Raw genomic sequence first — 14511 nt, 5'->3', positions numbered from 1 at the left:
GCGGGGGCACGCCCGGCGTCCGTGACCGCACATTGGATTTCCGTAACGGAGGATGGGATGTTCGAGTTGTTTCGGAGCGCCGCGCTGGTCGCGTCCACACTGACCACCGGGCTCATCGCGGGCCTGTTCTACGCGTTCACCTGCGCGGTCATGCTCGGTCTCGGCCGGACGGACGACCGGACCTTCGTCAGCGCGATGCAGTGGATCAATGTGAAGATCCTCAACGGCTGGTTCCTCGTCCCCTTCGTGGGCACGCTGGCCCTGATCGCCCTGGCGGGAGCGCTTCACCTGCGTGGGGACGGGCGGCACGTGCTGCCCTGGATCGTTGCCGCCCTGGTGCTGTACGGGCTGACGTTCGCCATCACCGCCGCCGTCAACGTGCCGCTCAACGACCAGCTCGCCGCGGCCGGACAGCCCGACGGCATCGCCGACCTCGCGGCGGTACGCGAGGCCTTCGAGGCGACGTGGAACCGCTGGAACCTCATCCGCGCGGTGACGTCCACGGCCGCGTTCGGCTGCCTCGCCTGGGCCCTGGTGCTCCACGGCGGCATCGCCTCCACCGGAGCGTAGGCTCCCCCTCTCCGCGCCCGGAGCCCCCTCGCACCCCACGCCGAGGCCCGCGACATCGTGATCGAGCCGCCGCGGCCGACCGAGGAGTTCCCCGTACCGGCGAGTCGGGGTGCGGTCAAGAAACGCGTCACGGGCCGCCAAACCTCGGGCGGGCCGATCGAGATTTTGCATGATCATGCGATGCAATGCATACTCTTGTCTCATGTCCAAGGTTCTCACCTCCCTGCCGACCGGCGAGCGCGTCGGCATCGCCTTCTCGGGCGGCCTCGACACCTCGGTCGCCGTCGCCTGGATGCGCGACAAGGGTGCCGTCCCGTGCACCTACACCGCCGACATCGGTCAGTACGACGAGCCCGACATCGCCTCGGTGCCCGGCCGCGCGGTGGCGTACGGCGCCGAGATCGCACGCCTGGTCGACTGCCGCGCGGCGCTGGTCGAGGAGGGCCTGGCCGCGCTCACCTGCGGCGCGTTCCACATCCGCTCGGCCGGGCGCGCCTACTTCAACACCACGCCGCTCGGCCGTGCCGTCACCGGGACCCTGCTGGTCCGGGCGATGATCGAGGACGACGTGCAGATCTGGGGCGACGGCTCGACGTTCAAGGGCAACGACATCGAGCGGTTCTACCGGTACGGCCTGCTCGCGAACCCCCACCTGCGCATCTACAAGCCCTGGCTCGACGCGGACTTCGTGTCCGAGCTCGGCGGCCGCAAGGAGATGTCGGAGTGGCTGCTCGCCCACGGCCTCCCCTACCGCGACAGCACCGAGAAGGCCTACTCGACCGACGCCAACATCTGGGGCGCCACCCACGAGGCCAAGACCCTGGAGCACCTCGACACCGGCATCGAGACCGTGGACCCGATCATGGGCGTGCGCTTCTGGGATCCCGCGGTCGAGATCGCCACCGAGGACGTGACCATCGGCTTCGACCAGGGCCGCCCGGTGACGATCAACGGCAAGGAGTTCGCCACCCCGGTCGACCTGGTGATGGAGGCGAACACGATCGGCGGACGGCACGGCATGGGCATGTCGGACCAGATCGAGAACCGGGTGATCGAGGCCAAGAGCCGCGGCATCTACGAGGCGCCCGGGATGGCGTTGCTGCACGCGGCTTACGAACGGCTGGTCAACGCCATCCACAACGAGGACACCCTGGCGAGCTACCACAACGAGGGACGGCGGCTCGGCCGGCTGATGTACGAGGGCCGCTGGCTCGACCCGCAGGCGCTGATGTTGCGAGAGTCGCTGCAGCGCTGGGTCGGCACGGCGGTCATCGGCGAGGTGACGCTGCGGCTGCGGCGTGGTGAGGACTACTCGATCCTGGACACCTCCGGCCCGGCTTTCAGCTACCACCCGGACAAGCTGTCGATGGAGCGCACCGAGGACTCGGCGTTCGGTCCGGTGGACCGGATCGGCCAGCTCACCATGCGCAACCTCGACATCGCCGACTCGCGCGCCAAGCTCGAACAGTACGCCAGCCTCGGGATGGTCGGCACCGACCATCCCGCGCTCATCGGCGCCGCCCAGGCGGCCTCCACCGGACTGATCGGCGCGATGCCGCAGGGCGGCGCCGAGGCCATCGCCTCACGCGGCCCGATCTCCGACGACGACGAGATGCTCGACCGCGCCGCGATGGAGTCCGGAACCGACTGACGGGGACACATCGACTCACGCCCCCGGCAAGGGGCCGCCGAAGATCTGCTCGCCTTGAGGCTGGGGCCGGAACACGAGCGAAGGGACTGTCCGTGACAGTTTCCGCCGTACTCCGGCCGCACCCCAGGAGGCCGCACTCCGCCCGCCAAGCCGTACTCCGCCACGGAAACCGTGGCCCTACAGGACGGGCCTAGTGGGGGGCCATGTCGACGAAGCGGCTGTAGTGGCCCTGGAAGGCCACGGTGACCGTGGCGGTGGGGCCGTTACGGTGCTTGGCCACGATCAGGTCGGCTTCACCCGCCCGGGGCGATTCACGCTCGTATGCGTCTTCTCTGTGGAGAAGGATGACCATGTCGGCATCCTGCTCGATCGAGTTGTGAACGCTGATGCCGTTCGCTACGAAATTATGGGTGCCCAGAACGGTGGCGTCGTATACGACCTGCTCTCCCTGACTTTCTACGGAGACGATCTCGTCCCAGAAGACGTCGTTCGTGGCGAGCATCTCCAGTTGGGCGTCATCGAGAATCGTGGCGACCCGTCCCAGGCGTTCACGACCGGGGGCGCGCTTCCACAGGCTGCTTCCGCAGAACTGGGTGCCGAGCTCAGCCGAGAACTCCCGCTGAGTCATGCCCTTCTCGGCCAGTACGTTTCTCACCCTGTCCCATACCTCACGGGGGACGGTGTCGACGTTCGTGTTCGCTTTTATTCCACGCAACGCAGAGGTGCACCACTCCGCTTGCACCGATCGTTCACCGTGGACACCAATGTCGTCAAGGAAGCGCAGTTGGTTCTCAGCACCGTAGAGGAGCAACTGATAACCCGGCCGACAGTCACCCTTCCGCACCTCCTTCACCCTGGTCATCACGTTGAAGCGCAGAAGAAGCCGAGCGACGTCGTCGATCAGGCGCCGGCTCGTGGAGGCGTAGTGAATCCGGGCCTGTCCAAGCTTCTCGTCCCACCAGACACAGCCGTCGGTGGCCCAGAGGTGGCGCAGGAAGAGAGCGATCTGCCGTTTGGAAAGCGAGAAGATCCCTTCAGGGACGTACTTCTCGTGGCTCCTCAGCCCGAAGAGTCCAAGCGAGTCCAGCCAAGCGGCGATCGGATTCCTCTTGCCATGGGTTAGGCGATAAGGCGCGGGCAGACGCAGGGTGGTCACCCTGGCGGACGCGTATTCGTCCCGGACGGCGGTGATGCCGAAGTGCCTCGCCGCCTCGGTCATCGTTTCGAGGCAGGCCTCGTCCTTGCTCGCGTAGCGTATCGACTGGGTCTTCACGAACGACCCATCACCGATCATGTGAGCCAGTAGAACGACTTCCTCGTCCGGCCATTCCTGAAGCTGCGCGGGAGCCGGCACATGACGTGGCACCGCAAGCCGGGTGCCTGGGTGGAGTTCGCCCAGCGGACGCCACCCGTCGTAGGTCATGAAGGGATGGTTCGCGGTCGCCTCGACCTCCCGGCCGGACTTCAGCCGGAGCTTGAAGACCTCCTTGACTCCGCTCGAGAAAACGTGAGTCATCGTCCTCGGGATGAGCCGCAGCCGTTCGTCGAGCGACCACACGGGAATGTCACGCTCCCCGCTGTCCAGCAACTCCCTTAATGGCACCTCCGCACCGGTGTCGGCCCGGAGGATGCGGGTGTCCGCTGTGAGGCACCCCGATTCACGGAGGTCGCTGACCATGGGGCGCTTGTCGGTCCGCTGCTCGGGACCACGGTTCAGCTGGGAGATCGCGATGACCGGGACCTCCAGCTCCTTGGCGAGGAGCTTGATGGCACGGGAGATCTCGGAGACCTCGTTCTGGCGGCTCTCGGTCTTCTTCGGCGAGGACATCAGCTGCAGGTAGTCGATGATGACGAAGCGCAGGTCGTTGCGCTGCTTGAGACGGCGGCACTTGGCCCGGATCTCCATCATCGACATGTTGGGCGAGTCGTCGATGAACAGCGGCGCCTCGGCCACCTCTCCCATCCGCCGGGCCAGCTTGGCCCAGTCGTCGTCGGTCATCGTGCCCGAACGCATGTTGTGCAGCGCCACCCTCGCCTCGGCGGACAGCAGACGCATCGTGATCTCATTACGCGACATTTCCAGCGAGAACACGACAGTCGTCATACCGTGCTTGATAGCGGCAGATCTCGCGAAATCCAGCCCCAAAGTCGACTTGCCGATGGCCGGGCGGGCGGCCACGACGATCATCTGGCCGGGGTGGAGGCCGTTGGTGAGGGCGTCGAGGTCCTGGAAGCCCGTGGGGACGCCGACCATCTGGCCGCCCCGGCCGCCGATGGCCTCCAGCTCGTCGAGGGCCCCGGGCATGATGTCGGCCAGGGGGACGTAGTCCTCGGAGGTGCGGCGCTCGGTGACCTTGTAGATCTCGGCCTGGGCGCGGTCGACGAGGTCGTCGACCTCCTCGTCCTGCCCGCCGTACCCGAAGGAGACGATGCGGGTGCCGGCCTCGATCAGCCGCCGGAGGATGGCCTGCTCGCGGACGATCCGCGCGTAGTAGCCCGCGTTGGCCGCGGTGGGCACGACGGCGGTCAGGGTGTGGAGGTAGGCGCCGCCGCCGACCCGGGCGACCTCGCCGCGCTTCTGCAGCTCGTCGAAGATGGTGACGGCGTCGGCGGGGTCGCCCCGGCCGTAGAGGTCGGTGATGATGTCGTAGATGATCTGGTGGGCCGGACGGTAGAAGTCGTCGGACCGCAGGATCTCGACGACGTCGGCGATGGCGTCCTTGGACAGCAGCATGCCGCCGAGGACGGACTGCTCCGCCTCGATGTTGTTCGGTGGGGTGCGCTCGAATCCCGGCTCGAAGACCGGTGGCTCCGCGATGCTCACCGCACACCCCCTCTTTCGAACACAGTTACGCTATCCCCATTTTTAGCCGACCAGTCTGACAGTTTCCACGCTCCCCGGACCAAGTGGCAACGCGACCTGTAGACAGGGGTGTGGATAAGGTGGCCAGTTCTTCCCCAGGGGCAGGGACAGCCTGGGGACAGTTCTGTGGATAACTCTTGTCCACAGCCCCACATGGCCGCCTGACCAGCAAAAACGTCATCCACTGCCTGTGGAGGAAAGAAAGTTGGGGCGACACGCCGAGACTATCCTCACATGGCGTGTCCCGTCCCGTTGATCCTCATGGGAGCCGCCCCAGCGGTAAGAGGCACAATAGAGGGGTGCCTCTTACCCCCAGAGCCGGCCGCGAACACGACAGGCAGATCTTCCGGCTGGCCGTGCCGGCCTTCGGAGCACTGGTCGCCGAGCCGCTGTTCCTGCTGACGGACTCCGTCATCGTCAGCCACCTGCCCGCCCCCGCGCTCGGCGCGCTGGGGGTGGCGAGCACCGTGCTGAGCGTCCTGGTGGGACTGTGCGTGTTCCTGGCCTACGGCACGACGGCGGCGGTGGCCCGGCAGATCGGCGCGGGCAACACCCTGCGGGCGATGCGGCAGGGGGTGGACGGCCTCTGGCTGGCCGCCGGGGTCGGCCTGGCGATCATCGCGGTGGTGTGGCCCCTCGCGCCCTCGCTCGTCCACCTGATCGGCGCCGAGGGCGAGCTCGCCCGGCAGGCGGTGACCTACCTGCGGATCAGCCTGCTGGGCGTCCCGGCCATGCTGCTCGTGCTGGCCGGGACCGGCGTGCTGCGCGGCATGCAGGACACCACGACCCCGCTGCTGGTGTCCGTCGGCTCCTTCGCGCTCAACGCGGTGCTCAACGTGGTGTTCGTCCTGGGCATGGGCTGGGGTGTCGCGGGCTCGGCCTGGGGCACGGTGCTGGCCCAGTCGCTCGGCGCCGCGGTCTACCTCGCCCTGGTCTTCGGGCGGCACAGAGCGCCGCTCAGGCCGGACCTGGCGGGCATCAGGGCGGCGGGCTCCGCCGGGGTCGCCCTGGTCATCCGTACGGCCTGCATGCAGGTGGTGATGACCATCGCGGCGGCCGTGGCCACCCGCATGGGAGACGACCAGATCGAGTCCCACACGGTCGCCCTCAGGATCTGGACCCTGCTGGCCTTCGCCCTGGACGCGATCGCCATCGCCGGGCAGGCCATCACCGGCCGCACCCTGGGCGCCGGCGACGTCGCCGGGACCCGGACGGCGACCTGGAGGATGGTCATGTGGGGGATCGGCTCGGGCGTGGTGCTGGGGCTCGCCGTGGTCGTGGCCAGGCCGTTCGTGCCCGGCCTGTTCGACGCGGGCCCGGCGGTGGCCGGGGAGCTGCTCGACCTGATGTGGGTGATCGCGGCACTGCAGCCGGTCGCCGGGGTGGTCTTCGTTCTGGACGGGGTGCTGATCGGCGCCGGTGACCAGCGCTATCTCGCCTGGGCGAGCATGTGGACGACGCTCGCCTACCTGCCCGCCGCGCTGCTGGTGGTCGGTGCCGGCGGCGGCCTGACCGCGCTCTGGCTGGCGCTGGGGGTGTGGATGACGGCCCGGCTGGTCACTCTGGGAACACGCGCCTACGGCAGGGCGTGGTTGGTGATCGGTGCGTGATCTGGCGGTGTCCACCACGTGACCGGCTACCTCTTGTACGACGCAACCCCCTGCGGCACTGTGAACACGTCCGCTATGAAGGTGTTCCACCCATAATGATTGGGTCGCGCCGTGCCCGAAGGTACGTCTTTATCGATCTTACGCCGCCTTCCACCCACCGAGGTCACGAACCGCTGGACCGGCGCGCGCCACGGTCTCCCCAAGGCCTACGGCCGTACGGACCTCGTCGTCCTGGGCGTCGGCGTCATGATCGGTGCGGGCATCTTCAGCGTCGCCGGCCGGCAGGCGGCCACCATGGCCGGCCCCGGCGTGATCCTCTCCTTCATGATCGCCGGAATCACCAGCCTGCTCGTGGCCTTCTGCTTCGCCGAGCTGTCGTCGGCCATGCCGACCTCGGGCAGCGCCTACACCTTCACCTACGTCATCTTCGGCGAGGTGTGGGCCTGGCTCGTCGGCTGGGCGCTGGTGATGGAGCTGCTGCTCGCCACCGCGGTGGTGGCCCGCGCCTGGTCCCTCTACGCCGCCCAGATGCTCGCCGACCTCGGCGTGCGCCTCCCGGACCTCCTGGCGAAGATCACCGGCCAGGCCGAGGGGTTCGACCTGTTCGCGCTGTTCATCCTGGTGGTGCTGACGGCCGTGGTGGCGCTGGGCGCCCGGGTCGGCCTGCGCACCCTGTGGATCATCGTGGTCGCCAAGCTGCTGGCCGTCGGCGCGGTCATCGTGGTCGGCGCCACCCACTTCGACCAGCGGAACCTCTCCACCATCCCCGTCCCGGCGACCCCCGCCGGGACCGCCGACGACACCCTGCACTCCCCGCTGCTCGGCGTCCTGTTCGGCCAGACGGGCGCGTTCGGCTGGTTCGGCATCTTCGCCGCCTCGGCGGTCATCACCTTCGCCTACATCGGGTTCGACATCGTGGCCACCGCGGCCGAGGAGGCCGAGGACGCCCCCCGGTCGATCCCGAAGGGCATCATCCGCAGCCTGGTGATCACCACGATCATCTACATCGCGGTCGCGCTGGTGATGGTCGGCATGACCCCCTACGACAAGATGAGCTCCAAGGCTCCGCTCGCCAACGCCTTCCGCCAGGCGGAGGAGGGCTTCATGGCGCACATCATCAACATCGGCGCGGTCCTCGGTCTCACCACGGTCGTCCTGGTGCTGCTCGTCGGCCTGACCCGGGTGATGTTCGCCCTGGCCCGCGACGGGCTGTTCCCCCGCTCGCTGGCCAAGATCAACCGGACCTACCACAGCCCGACCCGGGTCACTCTGCTCATCGGCGGGGTGGCGATCCTGCTGGCCGAGTTCGTACCGGTGCTGACGCTCGAACCGCTGGTGGTGATCGGCACCCTGTTCGTCTTCATCGCCGTGGCCGGCGGGGTGATCAGGATGCGGCGGACGATGCCGGACCTGCCCCGGGGCTTCCGGGTCCCGCTCTCCCCCGGCGTGCCGATCGCCTCGATCCTCGCCTGCCTGTGGCTGCTGGTGAACCTGGAGGTCATCACCTGGCTGTACTTCGCCGCCTGGATGGCCTTCGGCGTGCTGGTCTACCTGCTGTACGGCAGGCGCAACAGCGTGCTCGCCGGAGCCCGGCCGGCGGCCGCCCCCCTCGGCGCCGAGAGCCGCGGCGTCGAGGGCCGCGGCCGGCACCGCCGCTGAGGCCCCTACAGCCGCCGGCTGTCGAGCACGCTCCGCAGGAACTCCCGGGTCCGGGGCTCCCGGGGATCGGTGAAGATCTGCTCGGGGGTGCCGCGCTCCAGGAGCACGCCGCCGTCCAGGAAGCAGACGGTGTCCGCGATCTCCCGGCAGAAGCCCATCTCGTGGGTGGTCAGGATCATGGTCATCCCGCCCGCCTTGAGCTCCCGGATGATCTCAAGCACCTCCTTGACCAGCGCCGGGTCCAGCGCCGAGGTGACCTCGTCCAGCAGCATCAGGCTGGGCCGGGTGGCGAGGGCCCGGATGATGGCGACGCGCTGCTGCTGGCCGCCGGAGAGCCGGTCGGGGTAGGCGCCGGCCTTGTCCGCCAGGCCGAACCTGGCCAGCAGCTCGCGGGCCTCCTCCTCGGCCTGCCCCCGGCCGACCTTGTGCACCTTGCGCGGGGCCAGCGTGATGTTGTCCAGCACGGTCATGTGCGGGAAGAGGTTGAAGGCCTGGAACACGATGCCCATGCGCCTGCGCGCCTGGTCGACGTCGACCCGGACGTCGGTGATCTCGTCGCCGTCCAGGTAGATCACACCGTCGTCCACGGTCTCCAGCAGGTTCACGCAGCGCAGCAGTGTGGACTTGCCCGAGCCGGAGGCGCCGATCAGGCAGACCACCTCGTGCGCCTCGACCGACAGGTCGACTCCGCGCAGCACGCTGCTGCCGTGGTAGTTCTTCCAGACGCCCTCGATGCTCAGCAGGCTCATGGGTTCTCCTCGACTGGCGGCTCGCCGGGCCGTGAGCCGGGGCCGCCGTACCCGCCGGCCCGCCCGCCGTACCCGCCGCCGCGACCACCGGCCCGCCCGGTGCGCGCGCTCACTGGCCCCGCCGCCGCTGCGACCGGGCCGCCAGGTAGTCGGTGAAGCGGGCCATGGGGATGGTGAGCAGGATGAACAGCAGCGCCGCCGCCAGATAGGGCGTGTAGTTGAAGGTGCTGGCGGCGTGGATCTGCGCCTGCCGCAGAGCCTCCAGCGGGCCGATCGTGGCGACCAGCGCGGTGTCCTTCTGCAACGAGACGAAGTCGTTGAGCAGTGGCGGCACCACCCGGCGCGCGGCCTGCGGCACCACCACGTACCGCATGGTCCTGCCGTGGCTCAGCCCGAGGGAGCGGGCCGCCGCCCACTGGCTCGGATGCACCGAGTCGATGCCCGCCCGGAACACCTCCGCCACGTACGCCCCGTAGGACAGGGTGAGCGCGATGACACCCAGCGTCGCCAGATCCGTCGGCATGCCCTGCAGGCCGAGCGCGGGCAGGCCGAAGCCGACGAGGTAGATGACCAGGATCGTGGGCACGCCGCGGAAGACGTCGGTGTAGGCCACCGCGAGGGCACGCAGCGGGAAGAACGCCGGCGCCTTGAGGTTGCGCGCCAGCGCCACCAGCAGGCCCACGATCAGGATCAGCGGCTCGGCGATCAGGAAGATCTTGATGTTGAGCAGGAAGCCGCTCAGCACGTCCGGCAGCGCCTTCACGAACTGCTCGGGGTTGAAGAACGTCTCCTGGACCCGGGGCCAGCCGGGCGAGTTGGTGAAGACCCAGACGAGCAGGACGATCAGCAGGACCGTCGAGGTGGTCGCGATCGAACTCGACCGGATCGACCTCTTCCTGCGGAGTCGCTCCCGCTCCGCCTGCCGCTCGCTCTTCACCCAGGCCGTCTGGGCCGTCACACGATCACCGCTGTCCGCCGGGTGCGGGCGTCCCGTCCGCGGGACGCCGCCCGCGCCGCAGACATGCCGGTGCCCGGTGAGGCCGTCCCGGTCACTTCAGCTCCGGAGCACCCGCGGCCGAGCCGAGCCATTCGGTCTCGATCTTGGCGAGCTCGCCGGAGGAGGTCAGCTTGTCGATCGCCTCGTTCACGCAGCCGACCAGCGGGCTGCCCTTCTCGAAGACCGCGCCGAAGACCTCGGGCGTGCCGGAGGCGGCGCCGAACTGGCCGACGATCTTGGAGTTCTCGACCTGGGCGGCGGTCACGTAGAAGGCGGTGGGCAGGTCCACCACCACCGCGTCGACCTGCTTGTTCTTCAGCGCGTTCACCGCGTCGATCTGCTCGTTGTAGACGTTCGGCTCGGCCGCCGGCTTGATGACGTCCTTGACCGCCTGCAGCGAGGTGGTGCCGACCTGCACGCCGATCTTGGCGTCCTTGAGGGCGGCCAGGTCCGTCGCGGAGGCGACCTTGGAGCCGTCCAGCGCGACCACGGCCTGCTTGACCGTGTAGTAGCCCTTGCTGAAGTCGACGACCTTGGCCCGGTCAGGCGTCACGGAGACCTGGTTGAGGTCGAAGTCGAACTGCTTGGCGCCGGGGGCGAACGCGGTGTCGAACTTCACCGTGGCCCAGGCCACCTCACCGCTCTCGAAGCCGAGCTGCTTGGCGACGGCATGGGCCACCGCGCTCTCGAAGCCCTTGCCGTTGGCCGGGTCGTCGTCCTTGAACCACGGCTCGTAGGCGGGCTTGTCGGTGCCGATGGTCAGCTTGCCCGGGGTCTTCAGCGTGAGCTGGTCCTTGGCGCAGGTGGCCGGGGCGGAGGGGGCTGCCTGAACCGCCGTTTCCGAGGCCGGCGCACATGCTACGGCGGCCACCGCGAGGGCGCCGAGCGCGAGCAGCATCGAAGGACGGATCATGACAAACCTCCAGAATCAAGCAACGACTCACGAATTCTACGTATGTGCGGTGACCCCGGGTGACATCGTCTCGCCATACGGATGAGGGCTCTTCCCCGCGGACGGGGAAGAGCCCTCATGATGCGTGACCGGTCAGGCCGCGACGACCTCGATGTCGAGGGCCGCGGAGACCTCCGGGTGCAGCTTGACGCTGACCCGGTGGGAGCCGAGGCTCTTGATCGCGGGCGCGATCTCGATGCGACGGCGGTCGAGCAGGGGGCCGCCGGCGGCCTTGACGGCGTCGGCGACGTCGCCCGTGGTGATGGAGCCGAAGAGACGGCCGGAGTCGCCGGCCTTCGTCTTCAGGACCACCTTCAGGGACTTGAGCTGACCCGCGACCTCCTGGGCGGTGCCCAGGTCGCGGATCTCGCGGGCGTCGCGAGCCTTCTTGATCGAGGAGATCTGCTTCTCGCCGCCGCGCGTCCACAGGATCGCGAAGCCACGGGGGAGCAGGTAGTTGCGGCCGTAGCCGCTCTTGACCTCGACGATGTCGCCGGGGGCGCCGAGGCCGGTGACCTCACTGGTGAGAATGAGCTTCATCTGTCCGACCTCCTTAGCGCGCGGTGCTCATGTACGGCAGGAGCGCCATCTCACGAGCGTTCTTGATAGCGGTCGCCACGTCACGCTGGTGCTGGGTGCAGTTGCCCGTCACCCGGCGGGCACGGATCTTGCCGCGGTCGGAGATGAACTTCCGAAGCAGCGCCGTGTCCTTGTAGTCGACGTAGGAGATCTTGTCATGGCAGAACAGGCAAACCTTCTTCTTAGGCTTGCGCAGTGCCGGCTTGGCCATCGTGGTGCTCCTTTCAGAGCCCCGCCGCGAGGCGGGAATGGTCGCTGCGGATATGGACTGGATTTCAGGATGCGATCTCCGGCCGTCCCGGAGGACGGCCGTACCGACCTGGAAGGATCGACCTAGAAGGGCGGTTCGTCGCTGAAGTCGCCGCCACCGAAGTTGCCGCCACCCTGCTGCTGGCCGCCACCGAAGTTGCCGCCGCCACCGCCACCGCCGCCGTAGTTGTTACCGCCGCCGAAGCCGCCGCCCTGGGGGGCGGCGGGCGCCGCGGAGGCCCACGGGTCGTTGGCCGGGCCGCCGCCGAAGCCGCCGCCACCGCCGCCCTGACGGGCCGTCTTGTTGACCTTGGCGGTCGCGTTCTTCAGGGAGGGGCCGACCTCGTCGACCTCGACCTCGTAGACGGTGCGCTTCTCGCCTTCCTTGGTCTCGTAAGACCGCTGGCGGAGCCGTCCCTGAACGATGACCCGCATGCCGCGCTGGAGGCTCTCGGCGACGTTCTCCGCCGCCTGCCGCCAGACGTTGCAGGTCAGGAAGAGGCCTTCGCCGTCTTTCCACTCGTTGGTCGTCTTGTCCAGAAACCGCGGAGTGGATGCGATGCGGAACCGGGCCACAGCCTGCCCCGTAGGGGTGAACCGCAACTCCGGATCGTCGACGAGGTTGCCGACGATGGTGATGGTGGTGTCGCCTGCTGCCATGGCTAGCGCTGCCCTTCCTGCGGCCTTAGCTGGTTATCGGCTCAGAGTACGGCTGCCGCCCGACAAAATGCCGGGGGTTAGTGCACGTCCGGACGGAGGACCTTGGTCCGCAGGATGCCCTCGTTGAGGTTCATCTGCCGGTCGAGCTCCTTGACCGTGGCGGGCTCAGCGGTCAGGTCGATGACGGCGTAGATGCCCTCGGGCTTCTTGTCGATGTCGTAGGACAGCCGACGACGACCCCACACGTCGACCTTCTCCACGCTGCCGCCGTCATTGCGGACGACAGTGAGGAACTGGTCGAGGGAAGGGGCCACCGTACGCTCATCGAGCGAAGGGTCGAGAATGACCATCATCTCGTAACGACGCATGCTGGCTTCCAACCTCCTCTGGACTCTTGCGGTCACGACACCGTGCCGTGACAGGAGGACGCTGACGTCTGCACCGCGGTCGCCCATTTCGGCGGCCATGGCGGAGGGCGGGTCATAACACGCCCATGAAACGTAGCCGTGCCAGCCTACCAGCCGGTCAAGGGTTGGGCCGTCACCTCGCCGGGCACCTCCCTACCATGGGAGGACGGGGGGTGGTGAGCCATGCCGCACGTGTTTCGTTCCACCGGGGGCCGGCCGTCCCGGCTGCGACTGAACAGCGACGGGCGACGGCACCCCGTCGAAAACGTCCTGAGTGTCGTCACGCTCGCCTGCGGGCTGATCGCCTTCGTGTCCGCGTTCTTCCCCGGCGCGCACGCGATCGGGGCGTGGCTGGGGACGGTGGGGTTCGTCGGGGGTTTCTACTCGCAGTACGTCTCGGCGACGACGGCCGAGCGCTCGCTGAACATCGTGGGCATCGTGGCCTCGTTCGTGGGCGTGGCCTTCGGCATCTACCACGGCGGTTTCTACCCGTAGAGCCCCGACCGCCGAAGGCCGCGCCCGGCGGCTAACCGCCCAGCCGCAGGTCCACGCCGAGCAGGACGAGGAACCACAGGAAGACCGCCAGCAGTGCCTCGGCGACGTCCTTCAGGAGCTTGGGGGTGATGTAGTCGTAGACCCAGGCCACGTAGAGGCCGACCAGGATGTAGATCAGGCCGATCAGGCTGATCCCTCTGCGGTAGTAAGCCACTTCGACTCCTTGCGTTCGGCCCGCGGGGGGAGCGGGCATCGGGGCGCGCCGTGCGACTGCCCGTGAAAGGCGGCCCGAAACGGCTAGGCTCGAACACATGCCGCGTATCGGAGCCCATGTCGACCAGGACGACCCGCTGGCCCACGCCAGGGCGCGCGACGCCGAGGTCGCGCAGTTCTTCCTCGGCGATCCCCAGGGCTGGAAGGGCCCGGTCATCGGCGACAAGACCCGGGAGATCAGGGACTCCGACGTGGACGTCTACATCCACGCGCCCTACGTGATCAACGTGGCCACCGCCAACAACCGGATCCGCATCCCCAGCCGCAAGCTGCTGGGCTCGAACCTCGCCGCGGCGGCCGAGCTGGGCGCCAAGGGCCTGATCGTCCACGGCGGCCACGTCGGCGCCGGCGACGACCCGCAGAAGGGCTTCGACAACTGGCGCAAGGTGTTCGAGCGGCTGGAGGAGCACGAGGTCCCGGTGCTCATCGAGAACACCGCGGGCGGCGGCAACGCGATGGCCCGCAGGCTGGAGCGCATCGCCCGGCTGTGGGACGCCCTCGACGGCTTCGACGTGGGCTTCTGCCTGGACACCTGCCACGCGCACGCGGCCGGCGAGGAGCTGGCCGACGTGGTCGAGCGGATCATGGCCATCACCGGCCGGATCGACCTGATCCACTGCAACGACTCGCGCGACGCCGCGGGATCCGGCGCCGACCGGCACGCCAACCTCGGCGCGGGTCAGATCGACACCGAGCTGATCCTCTCGATCTGCCGCAGCGCTGGGGCCCCGATCGTGGTGGAGACACCGTTCGAGGGCCAGGCCGAGGACATCTCTCTCCTCAGAAAGAGCCTCTGA

15 protein-coding genes are annotated in these 14511 nt (G+C 68.5%); 6 read left to right on the top strand and 9 right to left on the bottom strand.

Annotation, left to right across the window (positions count from 1 at the left end; all coding sequences use genetic code 11):
- The first annotated feature begins 57 nt into the window (after positions 1–57).
- Together BM085_RS16100 and argG are read left to right on the top strand one after the other, a co-directional pair.
- On the top strand, positions 58–570 hold the full coding sequence (locus tag BM085_RS16100) for an anthrone oxygenase family protein (RefSeq protein WP_093887782.1): 513 nt from the start codon (positions 58–60) through the stop codon (positions 568–570).
- A gap of 202 nt (positions 571–772) precedes the next feature.
- The gene (gene argG / locus BM085_RS16095; protein ID WP_093887781.1) at positions 773–2221 is read left to right on the top strand and encodes an argininosuccinate synthase; all 1449 of its coding nucleotides are present in this window, start codon (positions 773–775) and stop codon (positions 2219–2221) included.
- 190 nt (positions 2222–2411) lie between these two features.
- Here the strand turns inward: argG and BM085_RS16090 are convergent, their stop codons facing one another.
- Complete coding sequence (locus tag BM085_RS16090; protein ID WP_093887780.1) at positions 2412–5045, bottom strand: replicative DNA helicase; 2634 nt, start codon at positions 5043–5045, stop codon at positions 2412–2414.
- A 338-nt stretch (positions 5046–5383) separates the two neighbouring features.
- Here BM085_RS16090 and BM085_RS16085 point away from each other — a divergent pair, with 338 nt between their 5' ends.
- Positions 5384–6694, top strand: coding sequence for an MATE family efflux transporter (locus BM085_RS16085; protein ID WP_093887779.1), 1311 nt, complete (start codon positions 5384–5386; stop codon positions 6692–6694).
- 111 nt (positions 6695–6805) lie between these two features.
- Positions 6806–8353 carry an APC family permease gene (locus BM085_RS16080; protein ID WP_093887778.1) on the top strand — a complete coding sequence of 516 codons (1548 nt, stop codon included), beginning with the start codon at positions 6806–6808 and terminating at the stop codon, positions 8351–8353.
- 5 nt (positions 8354–8358) lie between these two features.
- Here the strand turns inward: BM085_RS16080 and BM085_RS16075 are convergent, their stop codons facing one another.
- From BM085_RS16075 to rpsF, 7 genes are all read right to left on the bottom strand, one after another.
- A complete protein-coding gene (locus BM085_RS16075) occupies positions 8359–9102 on the bottom strand; it encodes an amino acid ABC transporter ATP-binding protein (RefSeq protein WP_093887777.1) in 744 nt (247 codons plus the stop codon).
- Positions 9103–9211: 109 nt separating this feature from the next.
- Positions 9212–10060, bottom strand: coding sequence for an amino acid ABC transporter permease (locus tag BM085_RS16070; protein ID WP_093887776.1), 849 nt, complete (start codon positions 10058–10060; stop codon positions 9212–9214).
- A 91-nt stretch (positions 10061–10151) separates the two neighbouring features.
- A complete protein-coding gene (locus tag BM085_RS16065) occupies positions 10152–11012 on the bottom strand; it encodes an ABC transporter substrate-binding protein (protein ID WP_093887775.1) in 861 nt (286 codons plus the stop codon).
- Positions 11013–11144: 132 nt separating this feature from the next.
- Entirely contained in the window at positions 11145–11591 is a 447-nt protein-coding gene (rplI, locus tag BM085_RS16060; protein ID WP_012895698.1) for a 50S ribosomal protein L9, read from the bottom strand.
- A 13-nt stretch (positions 11592–11604) separates the two neighbouring features.
- The gene (gene rpsR / locus BM085_RS16055) at positions 11605–11841 is read right to left on the bottom strand and encodes a 30S ribosomal protein S18 (protein ID WP_012895699.1); all 237 of its coding nucleotides are present in this window, start codon (positions 11839–11841) and stop codon (positions 11605–11607) included.
- Positions 11842–11963: 122 nt separating this feature from the next.
- Positions 11964–12539, bottom strand: a complete 576-nt coding sequence (locus BM085_RS16050; protein WP_012895700.1) for a single-stranded DNA-binding protein — start codon at positions 12537–12539, stop codon at positions 11964–11966.
- A gap of 77 nt (positions 12540–12616) precedes the next feature.
- A complete protein-coding gene (rpsF, locus tag BM085_RS16045) occupies positions 12617–12907 on the bottom strand; it encodes a 30S ribosomal protein S6 (RefSeq protein ID WP_012895701.1) in 291 nt (96 codons plus the stop codon).
- 222 nt (positions 12908–13129) lie between these two features.
- Between rpsF and BM085_RS16040 the strand changes: the two genes are divergently transcribed.
- Positions 13130–13441 (top strand): hypothetical protein, encoded by a 312-nt coding sequence (locus BM085_RS16040; protein ID WP_012895702.1) that lies wholly within the window; start codon positions 13130–13132, stop codon positions 13439–13441.
- Positions 13442–13472: 31 nt separating this feature from the next.
- Here the strand turns inward: BM085_RS16040 and BM085_RS16035 are convergent, their stop codons facing one another.
- The gene (locus BM085_RS16035) at positions 13473–13655 is read right to left on the bottom strand and encodes a hypothetical protein (RefSeq protein WP_031158341.1); all 183 of its coding nucleotides are present in this window, start codon (positions 13653–13655) and stop codon (positions 13473–13475) included.
- A 97-nt stretch (positions 13656–13752) separates the two neighbouring features.
- On the opposite strand from BM085_RS16035, the gene BM085_RS16030 reads away from it, so the two are divergent.
- Positions 13753–14511 (top strand): deoxyribonuclease IV, encoded by a 759-nt coding sequence (locus BM085_RS16030; protein WP_093887774.1) that lies wholly within the window; start codon positions 13753–13755, stop codon positions 14509–14511.

Origin of the sequence: Streptosporangium canum (genome assembly GCF_900113865.1) — a bacterium.
Classification (GTDB): Bacteria; Actinomycetota; Actinomycetes; order Streptosporangiales; family Streptosporangiaceae; genus Streptosporangium; species Streptosporangium canum.
The sequence above is the reverse complement of the archived record's forward strand: the minus strand, read 5'-3'. Positions and strand labels throughout refer to the sequence as shown.

What these genes read in the sequence shown, in the direction of transcription:
- rpsF (WP_012895701.1), bottom strand. Translation starts at nt 12,907, where the DNA reads ATGCGTCGTTACGAGATGATGGTCATTCTCGACCCTTCGCTCGATGAG.
- BM085_RS16065 (WP_093887775.1), bottom strand. Translation starts at nt 11,012, where the DNA reads ATGATCCGTCCTTCGATGCTGCTCGCGCTCGGCGCCCTCGCGGTGGCC.
- argG (WP_093887781.1), top strand. Translation starts at nt 773, where the DNA reads ATGTCCAAGGTTCTCACCTCCCTGCCGACCGGCGAGCGCGTCGGCATC.
- BM085_RS16050 (WP_012895700.1), bottom strand. Translation starts at nt 12,539, where the DNA reads ATGGCAGCAGGCGACACCACCATCACCATCGTCGGCAACCTCGTCGAC.
- rplI (WP_012895698.1), bottom strand. Translation starts at nt 11,591, where the DNA reads ATGAAGCTCATTCTCACCAGTGAGGTCACCGGCCTCGGCGCCCCCGGC.
- BM085_RS16075 (WP_093887777.1), bottom strand. Translation starts at nt 9,102, where the DNA reads ATGAGCCTGCTGAGCATCGAGGGCGTCTGGAAGAACTACCACGGCAGC.
- BM085_RS16100 (WP_093887782.1), top strand. Translation starts at nt 58, where the DNA reads ATGTTCGAGTTGTTTCGGAGCGCCGCGCTGGTCGCGTCCACACTGACC.
- BM085_RS16040 (WP_012895702.1), top strand. Translation starts at nt 13,130, where the DNA reads ATGCCGCACGTGTTTCGTTCCACCGGGGGCCGGCCGTCCCGGCTGCGA.
- BM085_RS16030 (WP_093887774.1), top strand. Translation starts at nt 13,753, where the DNA reads ATGCCGCGTATCGGAGCCCATGTCGACCAGGACGACCCGCTGGCCCAC.
- rpsR (WP_012895699.1), bottom strand. Translation starts at nt 11,841, where the DNA reads ATGGCCAAGCCGGCACTGCGCAAGCCTAAGAAGAAGGTTTGCCTGTTC.